Below are 15,710 nucleotides of genomic sequence, written 5' to 3' on the forward strand. Positions count from 1 at the left end.
AATGCACATGAATTTTTCATGACGCCCCTTATGAACAACGCAAAAGAAAACCCTCTATTAACAGAATGAAAGCATCATAAATAAATCTTGTTGGTCTCTCTCACTTGCTTCTGACATCATCACCGTAACGAGCTTAGAGAAACAAGCCATAAGTACGTCAGCAGATATCCGGAAGCTTAACATGACCTCTCCTAACACCCGTAATTCGCGATACGATATTCTTTTTGAGCCAGTAAAAATTGGCCCCATTACGATGAAGAATCGATTTTATCAAGTGCCTCATTGTAACGGTCTGGGCTATGCACGGCCACAAAGTCTCGCCGCCATGCGCGGCATCAAGGCCGAAGGTGGTTGGGGGGCAGTCTGCACTGAAGAGGTGGAAATTCATCCTTCGTCAGAAATATCACCTTATATAGAAGGACGGCTTTGGGATAAATCTGATATTCCTGCCCACCAATTGATGACATCAGCAGTCCATGAACATGGTGCGCTTGCTGGGATCGAACTTGTTCATAATGGTTTCCACGCCCCCAATAGAACATCACGACTTCCCCCGATGGCCCCTTCTGCCATGCCTGTCGATGCCTATGATCCCGTACATGCACGTGCAATGGATTTAACGGATATCAAGAATTTCCGGAAATGGTATCGTCAGGCAGCACTGAATGCCCATGAAGCGGGCTATGATATTATCTATGTCTATGCCGGGCACTGCATGACCACCCTTATGCATTTCATGCTCGAGCGCTTTAATCATCGAAATGATGAATACGGTGGCTCCCTAAAAAACAGAGTACGCCTCACCCGCGAAGTAATTTCCGAAGTAAAAGACGCCGTTGGCGATCAATGCGCCATCGCCTTCCGCTTTGCCGTCGATGAACTTATGGGCAAGCATGGTATGACCTCTGAGGGAGAAGCACAGGAAGTCGTCGGCCTCCTCGCCGAACTACCGGATCTATGGGATGTGAACATCAGTGGCTGGTCACATGACTCTTCCACCGCACGTTTCGAACCAATCGAAGGCTATCAGGAAAAATATACATCCTTTGTAAAATCCCTCACCACAAAACCCGTTGTTGGTGTCGGGCGTTTTACCTCGCCTGATGCCATGGTCTCCCAGATCAAACGCGGTGTACTTGATCTTATCGGCGCTGCACGTCCATCAATCGCCGACCCCTTCTTACCAAACAAAATTGCTGAAGGACGTATTGATGAAATACGCGAATGCATTGGCTGTAACATCTGCGTCAGTGGCGATAATCTCAGTGTTCCCATCCGCTGTACTCAAAACCCGACAATGGGTGAAGAATGGCGTCGCAAGTGGCACCCGGAAAAGATCGCACCGAAAGTATCTGATAGCTCCGTACTTGTCGTTGGCGCAGGGCCATCAGGACTTGAAGCAGCTCTGCAACTCGCGAACAGAGGCTATCAGGTCACACTGGCAGAGGCAGGAAAGGAACTTGGCGGACGGGCAACAAAAGAAAGCCTTCTCCCCGGTCTTTCAAGCTATGCCCGCGTCCGGGATTATCGCGTAAACCTCCTCACCCAAATGGTTAATGTTGAAATTTATAAGGGCAGCCCGCTTGATGAGGATGCCATACTTGATTTTGGCTTTCCTCACGTCCTTCTTGCCACTGGTTCACATTGGCGTCGTGATGGTACTGGACGTCACCATCAACACCCAATTCCGGGACTGGATACTATTTCAACATTTACACCCGACGACATAATGCAAGGAAAGGTTCCGACTGGGGACGTCATTATCTTTGATGATGATCACTACTACATGGGCGGAGTGCTTGCCGAAAAACTTATAAGCGAAGGGATGAAGGTAACTTTGATTACCCCAGCAACAAAGATATCAGCCTGGAGTGAATACACGCTTGAACAAGAAAAAATACAGGCAAAACTCATCACTCTTGATGTGGATCTCATCACCAATCACGCCTTATTAAATGTTACCGGCAACCAGATAGAGCTATCCTGTAGCTACACAGGCAGAACAAAAAGCATTCACGCCGATAGTTTAATACTTGTGACCGCAAGACACGCGAATGACACCTTATACCAACGACTAAAGAGTAACCCCGGTAAACTAGATAAAGCTGGTATCAAATCATTAGAAGTCATCGGTGACGCCTATTCTCCCGGTTCCTTGGCATCAGCAGTTTACTACGGTCATCTTGCCGCCCGATGTCTAGAGGGAGAAAACTGGGATGCCGCTCTATTTAACGGGGAAAGACCGGGTTTGATTTCCTAACTCAACCGTCAAGCGCACATCCGCATATCTGAATGATTCGATCTATCACCTAGTTCCTCAATAGAATTGACAACATAGCCTGTCGAGTTCACCGTGAAAATCTCGTTGATTTTGCCTGCGAGGATATAAGCACGCCGTTGTGATAGTCCCTCGACTATGATTGAAATTGTTTGTGTATCGTCTGGATTCGCATCAGCTCTCACGTTGCTTGGCGTCGCCCCAATCAAGGCAAAGTACTCTAATACTCGCAACAATGTGTTGGGTTCACTCATGGCAACGATAACAAACTCAACCCGCGTATTTTCACTTGTTGCTTCTGGTGTTGTTTTTGGCACAGAAATTCATCCCGCTTACGATCACTATTTTAGTTACTTCAAGCCAAAGACATTATCTTTGCCTGATATAACCAGTATCCCAGAAGCAAGCAGGTATTTCTTCCCCAACACATCATTTAAATGTTATTATTCGAAACAATATCCCTACTGATTAAACATTTTCAGGAAAAATGACCACAAAATTGGACAAACTCGACATTCGTATTCTGGAATACTTACAAAAAGACGTCACCATACCGGTAACCGAACTTGCCGAAAAATTGGGGTCATCAAAATCAGTGTGTTGGCGTCGCATCCAGCGCCTGATTGACGAAGGTGTGATCAAGGAGCGTGTTGCCATTATAGATCAAAAGAAAATTGGTCTAGGCGTTACCGTTTTTGCCCAAGTCAAAATGCACCACCATGTAAAAGACGCCCTACCGGACTTTGTAAAAGCTGTGCAAAAGTTTCCACAGGTTATTGAATGTCATACCCTCATGGGCAGCGTTGATTTCTTGCTAAAGATCATCGTTAAGGATATTGAGGATTATGAACGTTTCTTTTGGCAGGATTTATCGCAAATCGAAGGCGTTCAGGAAATAAGTTCTTCAACAGCTCTGACACGTTTCGTAGATACCACCAGCCTTCCTCTGGATCATCTTTATCTCCAGGACAACCAAGCCGACTGAGCCTATCTGCTTCTTAGAATACATCAGACAAGCCAGAATCGCGATGAAAGTAACGAATGACCAAAGCGATAACTCCATCCGGTGGAGACCAACCCGTCGGGCTGACCGATTACAGTGTATTGGCGATGATTTTCATTCTTTGGGCATTGAACTACATCGCAATCAAGGTAAGCGTAAACGATTTTCCCGTCTGGACAGCCTTGGGTATTCGCTTCAGCATCATTGTTGTTCTTCTGGCACCCTTTGTTAAATTTCCAAAGGGTCAATTCCGTTCGTTATTGTTAATTAGTGCTGCGCTTGTCCCCGGGCATTTCGGACTACTCTTCTGGTCAATCCAGAACACGGCCAGTGTTGGGGCAATCTCTGTCATCATCCAACTCGGCCCTGCTTTTTCAGTATTGCTCGCCTGGATTTTCTTCAAAGACACACCCGGCATCAAACGTATCAGTGGATTGCTTATTGGCTTTATGGGTATTGTTTTCCTGTTTTACGAACCAACTTTCTTCGATACTCTTGATGCATTGATCGCTGGGCTTGGATCTGCATTTTTTATGGGCACTTACATGGTTTTGGTTCGTGGGAAAAACCAGATATCACCCCTTGCGATTATTTGCTGGTCCTCTGCCTTAGGCATCCCTTTTTCTTTTGGAATGGCCCTCGTCTTAGAAGCACCAATCCTAGAGACGATACAAAGCGCGAGTACTGAGAGTTGGCTCGGCATTGCCTACGCAGCAATAGCATCAAGCATCATAGCTCATGGCTCTTGGGCGTGGATGTTACGACGTCAGCCGATCTCTTTTCTGGCGCCTTTGACGCTTATTGTTCCTGTGTTGGCAGTCTTCGCAACAGTAAGCGTTTTTGATGAACCCTTGACCTTGCATATGATTATTGCCGGGCTAATCGTTCTGGCAGGTATAGGATTGATCACTATTTCCAAAGCATACAAATAAGCTTGATAACCAATCCTAATAAGTTGCCATATCGTCAAGCAACCAGGATGTAAACGCCCGTATATGTGGTGCATCTTTAAGCTCTTGTCGACAGACAATACCCCACCCACCGGGGGCCTTTGCAACATGATCAACAGGCCGAACTAATCGCCCGGCTTTAAGATCATTATCTGCAAAAGGTCCATTGACCATAGCCACGCCCTCACCATCCAGCGCCATCTCCAAGGCAATTGCTACGGTATCAACAGCAATTGAATTACGGGATACTTCGGCAAAAATTCCAAGGGATTGAAACCATTCTTCCCAATGATCATCAGCTGTATAAACCTTCAAAAGCGGCAGGGTCAGTAATTCTTCAGCAGGAATATGCCCTCCCTTTCCCTCAAGAAGCTCAGGACTACAGACTGGAATCAGTTCTGCACCAAAGATGGGTATCCAATGCAGATGCTTCGCGACAGGCACTGGACTATAAATAATTCCCACATCTTCATTTATTTCATCAAAAGTCCCGTCGAGAATACTGGACGTTATTTGCACATCCAGATCTGGATATGCCGCTCTAAACCGGGACATTCGTCTTGCCAACCAACGAATAGATAGGGTTACAAAGGCTTGAACACGTAACTTTTGACTTTGTCCGCTACACCGTAACGCTTCCGATGAATAAACAAGCTGTTCAAGAATACTGCGCACAACAAGGTAAAACTGCTGCCCTTCGGTTGTCAGCTTGACCCCACGGCCATCCCGCTGAAATAACTCAACATTAAGATCTTCTTCAAGAACCTTAATTTGATGGCTGATAGCCGTGTGCGTCAGATTTAATTCACCCGCAGCGCCCCTGAAACTCAAAAGTCGTGCCGCAACTTCAAAGCCTTTTAAAGCTTTTAAAGGAGGCAGTTTTTTTAAATCTATCTGTCCAGCCATCATAACCTCTTACAAATCAATAAAGTATTAGTCACACAGCACACGAAGAATTGGAATAAGGGAATTGGAATAATTTTTGAACCAATTGGCCTAAAAACATCAATTGCGATTCTTTTTCGATAGGCCCATTCTTGAAAAAACAACAACGATAAAATCATCGATCCAAGCAGCACATTGAGGCCAAAATGAAAATTACCGAACTAAAAACATTTGTTGTCGGCAATCCTCCCCCTCATTTTGGTGGCAAGTACTGGATTTTCACCAAATTGACAACAGACACAGGCATCGAAGGAATTGGCGAAGTTTATTCCGTTCCCTTCCACCCCAGAGTTGTCGAAGCCATGATTGATGATATATTTTCGCGTCATGTCGAAGGTATGGACCCTTTTAAAATCGAAACACTCTGGCGTCGGGTTTATTCCGGCGGTTTCACACAGAGAACCGATATTTCGACAATGGGTATCTTAAGCGGTTTGGAAACGGCCCTTTGGGATATTATTGGCAAGGCTCTGGATAAACCCGTTTACGAGCTTCTTGGCGGACAGGTTCATGAAAAACTGAGATCCTACACCTATCTCTATCCACAAGAAGGCGACACAAAAGATGTCTATATGGATGCAGATCTAGCGGCAGAACGTGCTGCTGACTATGCAAAACAGGGCTTTACTGCTGTTAAATTTGATCCCGCCGGGCCTTATACCGCATTTGATCCTCGGCAACTTTCTTTGGAAGAATTGGACCGCTCGGAAGAATTCGCCCGGAAAATTCGTGAAGCTGTTGGGAACAGATGTGATCTCCTGTTCGGTACCCATGGTCAAATGACCGCAGCCGGGGCAATTAGACTGGCAAAACGCCTCGAGCCTTATGACCCTCTCTGGTTTGAAGAGCCAACGCCACCCGACAATCAGGAAGAAATGGCCAAGGTAGCACGCAGCACGTCTATTCCTGTTGCAACAGGCGAACGGCTGGCAACAAAATATGAATTCCAGCGCGTGCTACAAAGCGGTGCAGCTTCGATCCTCCAGTTTGCCCTGGGGCGTGTAGGTGGCATTCTTGAAGCCAAGAAAATTTCAGCTATGGCAGAAGCAAGCTACGCGCAAATTGCCCCGCACCTTTACTGTGGGCCAATCGAAGGGGCCGCCAATGTCCAGATCGGTGCCTGTAGCCCTAATTTCCTAATTCAGGAAAGTATTCAACAGTGGCAGGGCTTCCATTCTGAAATTTTGAAAAAACCTATGGTTTGGGAAGACGGTTATATCATTCCGTCCAAAGAACCGGGGATCGGTGTTGAATTAAATGAGCAGGTTGCTGAGGCAAATCCTTATCATGGGACAGCACTTCATCTAGAAATGTACCCTGATCCTGTCTGAATTCAAAACCAGTACTTTAAAAATTAAACAAACCAAGCATCAGTCCTGACGTCATGGAAGACTGAGCATTAAGGGAGCGCGTATAATGAAAATTGGTTTTATCGGCTTGGGAAGTCTGGGTGAACCGCTGGCAATGAATCTTGTCTCTTCAGGTTCTGATGTCACGGTAACAGACCTCAACAAAGAAGCGGCAAATCGTTTGCTAGAAGCCGGGGCGAAATGGTCCGATAATGTCGCCGGTGCCTGCAGAGATGCCGAGGTCGTCATTACCGCCCTGCCTTCCCCGGCCGCCTCAAGAGCTGTCGTAGAAGGTGATGACGGAGTCTTTGACAATCTCTCGCCTGGGGCAACCTGGATAGAAATGAGCACGACTGATTTCGAAGACCTGCAACGCCTGACAGATTTGGCCAAAGAAAAAGGCATTGATGCCTTGGAATGCCCTGTAACCGGCGGTGTACACAGAGCTCATTCTGGATTGATTACAATCCTTGTGGGTGGTGAGGAAACGATTTACGACAAGGTAAAACCTGTACTGGAAATTATGGGTGGCGAAATCCTCTACATGGGACCGACAGGCCACGCTACCGTCGTGAAAGTCGTAACAAATATGCTTGCCTTCATCAATCTTGTCGCGGCAAGTGAAGGCATGATGCTCGCGCGTAAATACGGCGTTGATATGGATGCCATCTGGAAAGGTATCCGTCACAGTTCCGGCAACTCTTTTGCCCATGAAACTGAATCAAAGCTCATTCTTAGTGGCAGCTACAACGTCAACTTCCCTATTGATTTGGTTTTAAAGGATCTGGGCCTAGCTCAAGGTATCGCTGATAAAACAGGTGTTCCGCTCGAACTCGGAAGCGTTACCCAACAAATCTATCGCCGGGCAAAAGGCCTTTTTGGGGGAAATGCCCAGTCCCCGGAAGTTGCCAGAATGATCGAACAGGCCTGTGGCATAGAGATGCGCGCAGAAGGCTACCCTGTCGAATTGACAGAAGAAAACGCCGGATAATTTCGCCCCTTCGCCTAGGTGATAATCTAAAGGTTGATGATCAGATGACTTTAGACGATTTAAAACTCCTTTCCAAAAAAGATTGGACAAACAAAGCAACTGCTTTGACGTTTGAAACGCGTCTGTTCATCGACGGGGGTTATCGCGCTGCCAGCAAAGGTGAAGAGCTGGAAACAATCAATCCGGCAAATGATACACTCCTCGCCAGCATGGCCGCAGGCACAGAAGAAGATATTGATCTTGCTGTCGCCGCCGCAAAAAAAGCGTGGGATGATGGTCGGTGGCGACACATGCCTCCGCGCCATCGGATGGAGATACTCTCTCGTCTCGCTGATTTAATAGAGGAAAATGCCGGAGAACTGGCGCTTCTCGAAAGTCTTGATATGGGTAAACCAATATCAGATGTCCTCAACATTGACCTCCCGCAGGTTATTCTCACCTTCAGGTATTTCGCCGAATGCATTGATAAAATAGAAGGCTCAGTCACAAATACCATTCACGAAGCTCTCCATTACATTCAACATGAGCCACTCGGTGTTGTCGGGGCCATATCCCCCTGGAACTACCCCCTTTTGATGGCAACATGGAAAGTCGCCCCGGCTTTGGCAGCAGGTAACTGTGTCGTCCTCAAGCCTGCAGAACAGGCTCCGTTGAGTTGCCTTCGTCTGGCAGAATTTTTTGTGCAGGCTGGCGGACCAGCAGGCGTCTTTAATGTTGTGAATGGCCTTGGGCCAGTTGCAGGAAAAGCCCTTGCACTCCATAACGATGTCACAAAGATCACCTTTACCGGATCAACCGCTGTTGGCAAGTTGATGCAGGCTTATTCCGGACAATCAAATCTGAAACGGGTTTCTCTGGAATGCGGCGGGAAAAGTCCGCAGATATTCATGCCTGATTTAAAAGACATGGATAAGGCAGTTGATTGCGCTCTTATGGGTATTTTTGATAATGCCGGGCAAGTTTGTAATGCCGGATCGAGATTACTGGTGCACGAAACAATTCGGGATGAGTTTGAGGCCGTTTTCATTCAACGCAGCAAAGAAGCATATCAACCCGGTGATCCCCTAGACCCCAAAACAACCATGGGCCCGATGGTGAGTAAAAATCAGCGACAGGGTGTCCTTGATAAAATAAATCGCGGCATAACAGAAGGGGCAAAAGCACCCCTTGGCGGGACAATCCCCGAGGCTTATCCGATTGGAGCCTATATTGCCCCGACACTTCTGAGTAGTGTAACGCAGACCATGAGTCCTGCCAGAGATGAAATTTTTGGCCCCGTTGCGTCACTTATCACCTTCAAAGATGAAGAAGAAGCGATCCAGATTGCCAATGACAGTATCTACGGCCTCGCCGCAAGCGTCTGGACGCAGAATGTCACAACAGCCAATCGTATGGTGAAGTCATTGGAAGCGGGCGTAATTTGGGTCAACTGCTTTGGGGATGGCGATATGACACAGCCTTTTGGTGGCTATAAACAGTCCGGGAATGCACGAGACAAATGTTTCGCAAGCCTGATGAGCTATACCCAAAGCAAATCCGCCTGGTTTGATCTGAGTTAAAAAATGCCAGCTTCCAGTCCGGCCGCCACCAACATACCAAGCTCTTCGCATTGATCTTCAAACACTGATTTATAATCCCCACGACAGATCAGGGCCTCTTCCTGCACAGGATTCCAGCGCAAGCCAGTGACAATTGTCTCAACGGCACGTTTGGTCCCCGTTCCGTCATGCCCGGCCCTGATATAAATACCATAGGGCAACCCCTGTTTAACCTCTAGACAGGGATAATAGATACGATCAAAAAAATCCTTCAATGCACCGCTCATATACCCCAGGTTCTCTGTGGTTCCCAATATAATACCATCAGCCAGCAGAACATCTTCAGCATCCGCCTCAAAAGGTGTCCTCACAACAACGTCTATTCCCTTGATGTCAGAGTTATTCGCGCCTTTTACCACCGCATTACGCAGGATCATCGTATTTGGCGAGGGTATATGCGCAACGATAAGAAGGCTTTTATTCATAAGGCAAAATCTTAAAAAGGATGACTACACTTATTGCTCTGAGAACAGTAGGATAACATTAATCATCCCATTTTCAGATTATTTTCGAAAGCCCACATAAATATGTCCCTGCAAAGTACATCACACGAGAATAAAGTTGTCCTGATTACCGGTGCAACCAGCGGTATTGGACTGGCAACAGTCGAAAAACTCAAAGATGTTGGCTACCGTCCAGTTTTAACCGGACGCAATCCTGACAAAGTCAAATCTTGTGCCGAAAAATTAAACATCCCCGGCTATCAACTGAATGTTGCAAATGAAAAAGATTGCGCACGAGTTGTTGCAGCCGTTGAACAAGATGTCGGGCCAATTTGGGGGCTCATTAACAACGCGGGCATTTGGCTGGAGGGTGCTTTTGAAGACTATAGCGCTGCTGATATCCGTGCCGTTATGGAGACCAATACTCTTGGCACCATGTTTATGACCCACGCCGTGCTACCCAACATGATAAACCGCAAATCAGGCGCAATTATCAATGTTGTTTCCACTGGTGCCCTCTATTGTCGCAAATCCATTTCCGTCTATGCCGGAAGCAAATGGGCCATCCGAGGATTTACCGGATGCATGGAAGTTGAATGCGCGCCGAAAGGTGTTCGCGTTATGGGGTTTTATCCGGGAAAAGTTGACACCAATATGTATTCAACTGCGGGAATAGACAGAGATTTGGAAGTTGCAATGACACCCACTGACGCCGCCAGTATGATCGAACGCATGCTAACAGACGAGAAAATTCTGTGGGGGCATGTATCTGGGCGTAGTATTAATGACTATATGTAAAACCGATATTCTCCATTACAAAAAAGGCCTCGAAATCATTTTCGAGGCCTTTTTTGTCTCACCAGTTTAGCTTGATTAGATAATCGCAGCACGTACTTTTGCTGAGACCATTTCACTAAGGATCACAGCAGCAAAGATAACCAGCAAAATTAAAGACACCTGTGGCCACGCCAGAACATCAATCGATGCTTTCAATTGTAACCCAATTCCTCCAGCACCGACATAACCAAGCACCGTAGATTCACGAATATTGATATCCCAACGGAAAACAGAAATACCCGCAAAAGATGGCATAATCTGGGGTACAATTCCATAGGCAATAACCTGCCATCTGCTCGCTCCTGTTGCTTTTATTGCTTCAACCTGCTTTTCATCAATTTCTTCGATCGCCTCGTACAACAACTTGGCGCAAAATCCAATGGATCGAACAGCAATGGCAATAGTTCCAGCGAAAATTCCAGGACCGATAATCGCCACCAACAACAAGGCCCAGATCAGCGAATTGATTGAGCGCGTGGATACGATGATCAGCAATGCTGGCCAGCGACAGAAAATATGATGTGGTGTCGTATTCCTTGCGGCCATAAAGGCAATAGGCACCGCGATAATCAAGGACAGAACAGTTCCAATCGTCGCAATATTAATTGTGTCCCAAAGCGGTTTCCATAGTTCATTGATATAGGGCCACTTGGGCGGCATTGCCCGCCCGCCAATATCCCCAGCAATACGCGGAGCATCCAAAACAAAGAACCAGGTTGTGGCTTCTGAAATTGTTTGCCAGCAATACATGATTACAGTTACTGCGACAAAATACACAAACCACCGTGTTAACTGTGTATTCCTGTCTCGAACAGCCCAGATTTTCTGACTGTTTTTATCGATAGATATAGCCATTATTGTAACCTCGCCCGAATAATGCCCGAGAGATATTCAAGGAGCATAACAATGACAATAATCATAATGATAATAGCCGATGCCGTATCAAATTCGTAACGATCGAACGCAGTATTCAGTGTCGCACCAATTCCTCCGGCACCGACAAGACCAAGAATCGCAGATTCACGGAAATTAATATCCAATCTGTACATCGACAACCCAATCAGCCGTGGCATGACTTGTGGCTGAATGCCATAGGTCACCCATTGCCACCAGCTTGCCCCTGTCGCTTTGATTGCCTCGGCCTGTGATCGATCGGTATCTTCGATATCTTCCGCAAGCAACTTGGCTAGAAAACCAATCGTAGCAAAAGACAAAGTCACAAACCCGGCAAAAGGACCAAAACCAAAAATTGCGACCAAAATAATCGCGACAATAATTTCATGCAATGCACGGGAAATCGCAATAATTCCCCGACAGACAAGATAGACGGGTAAAGGCGCGATATTTCGTGCCGCACCAAGGCCGATAGGAATCGAAATCAGAATACCGCAAGCTGTCGACGTTATCGTCATGATGGCAGATTCAGTCATGCCATCAATAATATCGGACTTTCTACTTAAAAAATCCGGCTTAGCAAAAGCAAGAATGAATTGCCAACCACGGTCCAGTCCTTCGTAGACGCGTGCCCATTTTACGTCAAACGATCCAAACGCCAGTGCGAGATAAATCAAGCACCCGAAAATCAATACCCAACGCATCAGGGAATTTTTGATCATCGGTGGCTTTCGCCATTTCCGCGAAGCAGTCATAGAAGTGCTCATGCAACACCCCCCTGTTCTGCCTCATCATCCTCGTTTATCGTTTCGATGGTTGCTTCCCAGTCTTCTTCACCGTAAATTTCGGTCAAGGTCTCTGGCTTAAGTTGATCAGGAGGACCATCATAAACGATCTCTCCAAAGCGTAAGCCAATAACCCGCTGAACAAACATCTGCGCCAAAGCAACATCGTGAATGTTAATAATCGCCGCGAGATCACGTTCGGCACATAGTTCACAGATTAATCGCATAATCTGGCGCGATGTCTTTGGGTCAAGAGAGGCTGTCGGCTCATCTACGAGCAACAACTCAGGATCTTGAATCAACGCACGCGCAATGCCAACACGTTGTCGCTGACCACCCGATAGCTCATCTGCACGCTTGTCTGCCATATGATCTAAACCAACCCGCTCTAACAAACGGAAAGCTTCATCAACATCGCTTTGCGGATATTTACGGAGAAAAGAACGCCAGAAACCAACGTACCCCAAACGCCCGGAAAGAACATTCTCCATTACAGTCAGACGCTCAACCAAAGCATATTCCTGGAAAATCATTCCCATGCGACGTCTTGCTTGACGCAATGCGCTGGAACCGAGTTTTGTCAACTCTTTACCATTGAGCGTAACACTGCCCGATGTAGGCTCTACCAATCGGTTTATACAGCGGATCAAAGTGCTTTTCCCTGCACCGGACGGCCCGATTAACGCAACAACCTGTCCCTTGGGGATCTCAAGCTCCACACTCTTGAGGGCCATATCACCCGTTGCATACTGCTTGGTAAGTTTATTCAGGTGTAACATGCTATTTACCTGTCATATCAATAACACACCCGACACCTTGAAAGGTGTCGGGCTGTTGTAAAAAATTCAAATATTATTGTTACTTACAGGCGTAAGAAACATTGTTAGCCGCATCAATTTTACGGATAACATCCCAGAATTTTTTATAGGTCATTGGTAGAAACTGGCTTTCTTTGGATTTCTTAAACTCTCTTTCCAAAGATGTCCCTGCCCATTCAAAACTAAAGAACGCATCTTTAATTTTGTCCTGCAGTTCCGGCTTCAGATTATAAGCCACCCCAAAACCTGTTGTCGGGAATGTCTGTGATTTGTAAATCGTTTTAACCTGATCTTCCTTAATCACATCCCGTGAAATCATACGGAACTTCACCGAGTTTGCGATCGAAGCAGCAATATAATCCTTATTGGCAACACCAAGGATAGAGTTATCGTGTTTTCCAGAGAAAGTCGCTTCGAAATCACGATCTTTTTCCATATCAAAGTCAGCTTTTAGAATAGCTGAAGGCGCTTTAAATCCAGAATTTGATGTGGGTGAAGTAAAGGCCAACGCTTTGCCTTTTAAATCCTGAACCTTTTCAACACCACTACCCGGGTATGTAATGATTTCCATTTCATACCCAAAACTGCCGTCTTCCCGTGCCATAATAGTAAAAGGACTGAAACCGGCACAGTTCACAGCTAGAGGATTAGATCCAGTGTTAAAGCCCGCGATATGAAGCCGTCCCGACCGCATCGCTTCGATTTGGGCCGCATTTGACTGGACTGGAAAGAAAACAACATCTTTCCCGGTTTTTGCTTCCAGATAATCAAGAAAATCAGACCAAGCTTCTTTATAAACGGCAGGATCTTCGACAGGTGTGTATGCAAAAATTAATGTGTCCGGATCCAGTTGCTTTGCCGGATCTGTCGGTGTGTCGGCAATCATATCGCCGTCAACGTCACAAAACCGCGTATCCAAGTCACCGCGAGCACAGTCCTGAGCCGTCGCGCTTGATACGTTTAGAGAAAGACAGGCCAGTACACTGGCGCAACCAAAAAGAATGTCCCGAAGTTTCATCAATACCTCCCATAGTATTGTATCGCCCATTGGTTATTTTTGTAAGAGCATGTGCAACATCAGAACACGCTCTTGTGAGGTGACTTAATTGAAGATGAGTTTATTTTTCTTTTTTCTCATCCAATAGTTTCAATTGAAGCACACTATACTTTCATTTGAAACATGGTTTTCATAAAAAATATAAATCTTAATCTTCCAATAGCTCAAGTCCGCGCGAAATGACTCCTATTGAACCAATACTTATTGGTGGACGGAGCAGTGTCAGGCATGCCGCTTGTCCATAAAAAGAAAAGCTTGTGACATTAGAGCTTTAAATTCATGTTTCACGGGTTCTTCCCTTGCCGCCGTCATCATTACTTAGGCAAGAACCGTATAAGCAGCCACCCACGATTTTTTGACTTCCGGGGTAAAATCACTCCCCGGCCCTTTTCCAACGTCGAGATCAAGGCCTCACCAACTGTCTTATCGTCGGAATCCTTTACATCATAACTTATGTTTTTCACCCCAAGCTTCTGCGCAACTGGGATTATTTTTTTAAGACTATTCAATCCAGAGACTACTGTTGCCAATGCAACTATAAGCTTTTTACCTTGATTCTTCAGATTAAATTTAAACTGTTTTTTAAGAGAAGGATCGTGCTCAAAAAGCCGTTTATAAAAGAGTTATGCAGCCTGTTCTTTTATTTTCGCGACTTGTTTAAAAGCCCTTTGAATCTCGATAATTTCAGAATTTTCCATGAGTATTTACCCTGTAAAACACTTCAAAGGCTTAGAATTTACTTTTAAAAACAAATGAATGATCAAGCCCTCCCAAAACATTTCATTCACATTTTAAACATCGCCTCAACATTTTACGCCGATGTTTAAAAATTTAGTAAAAAATACAATAAAGACAAAACATCTCAGCCAATTTCACAAACACGCTTAAGGGCTTATTAATGAATCGAGACCACACTCATAGAATGCATTTAGTACAGGTGTGCATATTTTCATTAGTGCGGTTTGAAATTGTTTCCTTACTTCAGGAGGTATTTCAGGACTATGAAATTGGAAGTATCCGACCAAACGGCAACAATCGAATTAGCGCCTAGTTTGGATATATTTGTTGCAGAGGAGTTGCTCGCCTTATTTGTCGATGCCGACAATAAAAGCCTCGACCTGAACATTAATGCTGGAGGTGTGGAAAAAGCCTCCACCGCATGCCTACAGATTATTCATTCCGCTGCTGTCAGTTGCATAGAAGCAGATCGTACTTTTCAGATCACAGAAGCTTCTGATGTCCTGGTTACAGCCTTTAAAGATCTGGGCCTTTATTCAAAAATCACCATGCGGAGCTAGAAAAATATGGGGTTAAAAGTTTTAACAGTAGATGATTCAAAAACAATGCGAGACATGGTCTCTTTCACTCTCAAAGGTGCCGGACACAATGTAATTGAAGCGTCAGACGGTTGTGAAGCCCTTCGTGTCCTTGGTGGTGATCGTGTTGATTTGGTCATAACAGACGTAAACATGCCTAACATGGATGGTCTGACTCTCTGCAAAGAAATTCGATCCAACCCAACGCATAGACTGACACCGATCTTGGTTTTGACGACAGAATCAGATGGTAACAAGAAAAACGAAGGACGAAGTGTCGGGGCAACAGGTTGGATTGTGAAACCGTTTAATCCCGAAAAATTGCTTCAGGTAGTCAATAAGGTTTGTCCATAAAGCAGATAAATGGGTGGCTCGTACCACCCATCTAGAATCCTGGAATAGAGTTTGGTACAGGACGCTGTCATATAATCGCCGATCTACGATGT

At 45.7% G+C, this 15,710-nt stretch carries 16 protein-coding genes; 9 read left to right on the plus strand and 7 right to left on the minus strand.

Features of this window, described 5'->3' with window-relative positions:
- Nucleotides 1–181: 181 nt before the first annotated feature.
- A complete protein-coding gene (locus WH96_RS14385) occupies nt 182–2,260 on the plus strand; it encodes an oxidoreductase (RefSeq protein WP_047764904.1) in 2,079 nt (692 codons plus the stop codon).
- Between the two features lie 8 nt (nt 2,261–2,268).
- Here WH96_RS14385 and WH96_RS14390 read toward each other — a convergent pair whose 3' ends face one another.
- Nucleotides 2,269–2,595, minus strand: coding sequence for a hypothetical protein (locus tag WH96_RS14390; protein ID WP_053005937.1), 327 nt, complete (start codon nt 2,593–2,595; stop codon nt 2,269–2,271).
- A 170-nt stretch (nt 2,596–2,765) separates the two neighbouring features.
- Between WH96_RS14390 and WH96_RS14395 the strand changes: the two genes are divergently transcribed.
- Together WH96_RS14395 and WH96_RS14400 are read left to right on the plus strand one after the other, a co-directional pair.
- A complete protein-coding gene (locus tag WH96_RS14395) occupies nt 2,766–3,263 on the plus strand; it encodes an Lrp/AsnC family transcriptional regulator (RefSeq protein ID WP_047764905.1) in 498 nt (165 codons plus the stop codon).
- A gap of 56 nt (nt 3,264–3,319) precedes the next feature.
- Nucleotides 3,320–4,213 carry a DMT family transporter gene (locus tag WH96_RS14400; protein WP_053005939.1) on the plus strand — a complete coding sequence of 298 codons (894 nt, stop codon included), beginning with the start codon at nt 3,320–3,322 and terminating at the stop codon, nt 4,211–4,213.
- Between the two features lie 15 nt (nt 4,214–4,228).
- On the opposite strand, the gene WH96_RS14405 is transcribed toward WH96_RS14400, so the two are convergent.
- Nucleotides 4,229–5,137, minus strand: coding sequence for a LysR substrate-binding domain-containing protein (locus WH96_RS14405; protein ID WP_047764906.1), 909 nt, complete (start codon nt 5,135–5,137; stop codon nt 4,229–4,231).
- A gap of 185 nt (nt 5,138–5,322) precedes the next feature.
- Here WH96_RS14405 and WH96_RS14410 point away from each other — a divergent pair, with 185 nt between their 5' ends.
- The 3 genes from WH96_RS14410 (at nt 5,323) to WH96_RS14420 (ending at nt 9,075) form a co-directional block, all read left to right on the plus strand.
- The gene (locus WH96_RS14410; protein WP_047764907.1) at nt 5,323–6,507 is read left to right on the plus strand and encodes a mandelate racemase/muconate lactonizing enzyme family protein; all 1,185 of its coding nucleotides are present in this window, start codon (nt 5,323–5,325) and stop codon (nt 6,505–6,507) included.
- A 67-nt stretch (nt 6,508–6,574) separates the two neighbouring features.
- The gene (locus WH96_RS14415) at nt 6,575–7,516 is read left to right on the plus strand and encodes an NAD(P)-dependent oxidoreductase (protein ID WP_407060100.1); all 942 of its coding nucleotides are present in this window, start codon (nt 6,575–6,577) and stop codon (nt 7,514–7,516) included.
- A 44-nt stretch (nt 7,517–7,560) separates the two neighbouring features.
- Entirely contained in the window at nt 7,561–9,075 is a 1,515-nt protein-coding gene (locus WH96_RS14420; RefSeq protein WP_047764909.1) for an aldehyde dehydrogenase, read from the plus strand.
- On the opposite strand, the gene WH96_RS14425 is transcribed toward WH96_RS14420, so the two are convergent.
- On the minus strand, nt 9,072–9,539 hold the full coding sequence (locus WH96_RS14425; protein ID WP_047764910.1) for a flavodoxin family protein: 468 nt from the start codon (nt 9,537–9,539) through the stop codon (nt 9,072–9,074). The genes WH96_RS14420 and WH96_RS14425 overlap by 4 nt on opposite strands.
- Nucleotides 9,540–9,641: 102 nt before the next feature.
- Between WH96_RS14425 and WH96_RS14430 the strand changes: the two genes are divergently transcribed.
- Nucleotides 9,642–10,355 carry an SDR family NAD(P)-dependent oxidoreductase gene (locus tag WH96_RS14430; protein ID WP_047764911.1) on the plus strand — a complete coding sequence of 238 codons (714 nt, stop codon included), beginning with the start codon at nt 9,642–9,644 and terminating at the stop codon, nt 10,353–10,355.
- A 75-nt stretch (nt 10,356–10,430) separates the two neighbouring features.
- Here the strand turns inward: WH96_RS14430 and phnE (WH96_RS14435) are convergent, their stop codons facing one another.
- The 4 genes from phnE (WH96_RS14435) to phnD form a co-directional block, all read right to left on the minus strand.
- A complete protein-coding gene (gene phnE / locus WH96_RS14435; RefSeq protein ID WP_047764912.1) occupies nt 10,431–11,249 on the minus strand; it encodes a phosphonate ABC transporter, permease protein PhnE in 819 nt (272 codons plus the stop codon).
- On the minus strand, nt 11,249–12,055 hold the full coding sequence (gene phnE / locus WH96_RS14440) for a phosphonate ABC transporter, permease protein PhnE (RefSeq protein ID WP_047764913.1): 807 nt from the start codon (nt 12,053–12,055) through the stop codon (nt 11,249–11,251). Before phnE (WH96_RS14440) ends, phnE (WH96_RS14435) begins: the two co-directional genes overlap by 1 nt.
- The gene (phnC, locus tag WH96_RS14445) at nt 12,052–12,852 is read right to left on the minus strand and encodes a phosphonate ABC transporter ATP-binding protein (protein WP_047764914.1); all 801 of its coding nucleotides are present in this window, start codon (nt 12,850–12,852) and stop codon (nt 12,052–12,054) included. The genes phnE (WH96_RS14440) and phnC overlap by 4 nt, the downstream gene beginning before the upstream one ends.
- Before the next feature lie 79 nt (nt 12,853–12,931).
- Complete coding sequence (phnD, locus tag WH96_RS14450; RefSeq protein WP_047764915.1) at nt 12,932–13,909, minus strand: phosphate/phosphite/phosphonate ABC transporter substrate-binding protein; 978 nt, start codon at nt 13,907–13,909, stop codon at nt 12,932–12,934.
- A gap of 1,040 nt (nt 13,910–14,949) precedes the next feature.
- Here phnD and WH96_RS14460 point away from each other — a divergent pair.
- Complete coding sequence (locus WH96_RS14460) at nt 14,950–15,246, plus strand: STAS domain-containing protein (protein ID WP_047764916.1); 297 nt, start codon at nt 14,950–14,952, stop codon at nt 15,244–15,246.
- 6 nt (nt 15,247–15,252) lie between these two features.
- Nucleotides 15,253–15,618, plus strand: coding sequence for a response regulator (locus WH96_RS14465; RefSeq protein ID WP_047764917.1), 366 nt, complete (start codon nt 15,253–15,255; stop codon nt 15,616–15,618).
- Nucleotides 15,619–15,710: the final 92 nt, after the last annotated feature.

The organism is Kiloniella spongiae (assembly GCF_001026905.1).
Taxonomy (GTDB): Bacteria; Pseudomonadota; Alphaproteobacteria; order Kiloniellales; family Kiloniellaceae; genus Kiloniella; species Kiloniella spongiae.

Coding starts and splice junctions, on each gene's coding strand:
- WH96_RS14385 (WP_047764904.1), top strand. CDS start 182: ATGACCTCTCCTAACACCCGTAATTCGCGATACGATATTCTTTTTGAG.
- WH96_RS14395 (WP_047764905.1), top strand. CDS start 2,766: ATGACCACAAAATTGGACAAACTCGACATTCGTATTCTGGAATACTTA.
- WH96_RS14400 (WP_053005939.1), top strand. CDS start 3,320: ATGACCAAAGCGATAACTCCATCCGGTGGAGACCAACCCGTCGGGCTG.
- WH96_RS14405 (WP_047764906.1), bottom strand. CDS start 5,137: ATGGCTGGACAGATAGATTTAAAAAAACTGCCTCCTTTAAAAGCTTTA.
- WH96_RS14410 (WP_047764907.1), top strand. CDS start 5,323: ATGAAAATTACCGAACTAAAAACATTTGTTGTCGGCAATCCTCCCCCT.
- WH96_RS14420 (WP_047764909.1), top strand. CDS start 7,561: ATGACTTTAGACGATTTAAAACTCCTTTCCAAAAAAGATTGGACAAAC.
- WH96_RS14425 (WP_047764910.1), bottom strand. CDS start 9,539: ATGAATAAAAGCCTTCTTATCGTTGCGCATATACCCTCGCCAAATACG.
- WH96_RS14430 (WP_047764911.1), top strand. CDS start 9,642: ATGTCCCTGCAAAGTACATCACACGAGAATAAAGTTGTCCTGATTACC.
- phnE (WP_047764912.1), bottom strand. CDS start 11,249: ATGGCTATATCTATCGATAAAAACAGTCAGAAAATCTGGGCTGTTCGA.
- phnE (WP_047764913.1), bottom strand. CDS start 12,055: ATGAGCACTTCTATGACTGCTTCGCGGAAATGGCGAAAGCCACCGATG.
- phnC (WP_047764914.1), bottom strand. CDS start 12,852: ATGTTACACCTGAATAAACTTACCAAGCAGTATGCAACGGGTGATATG.
- phnD (WP_047764915.1), bottom strand. CDS start 13,909: ATGAAACTTCGGGACATTCTTTTTGGTTGCGCCAGTGTACTGGCCTGT.
- WH96_RS14460 (WP_047764916.1), top strand. CDS start 14,950: ATGAAATTGGAAGTATCCGACCAAACGGCAACAATCGAATTAGCGCCT.
- WH96_RS14465 (WP_047764917.1), top strand. CDS start 15,253: ATGGGGTTAAAAGTTTTAACAGTAGATGATTCAAAAACAATGCGAGAC.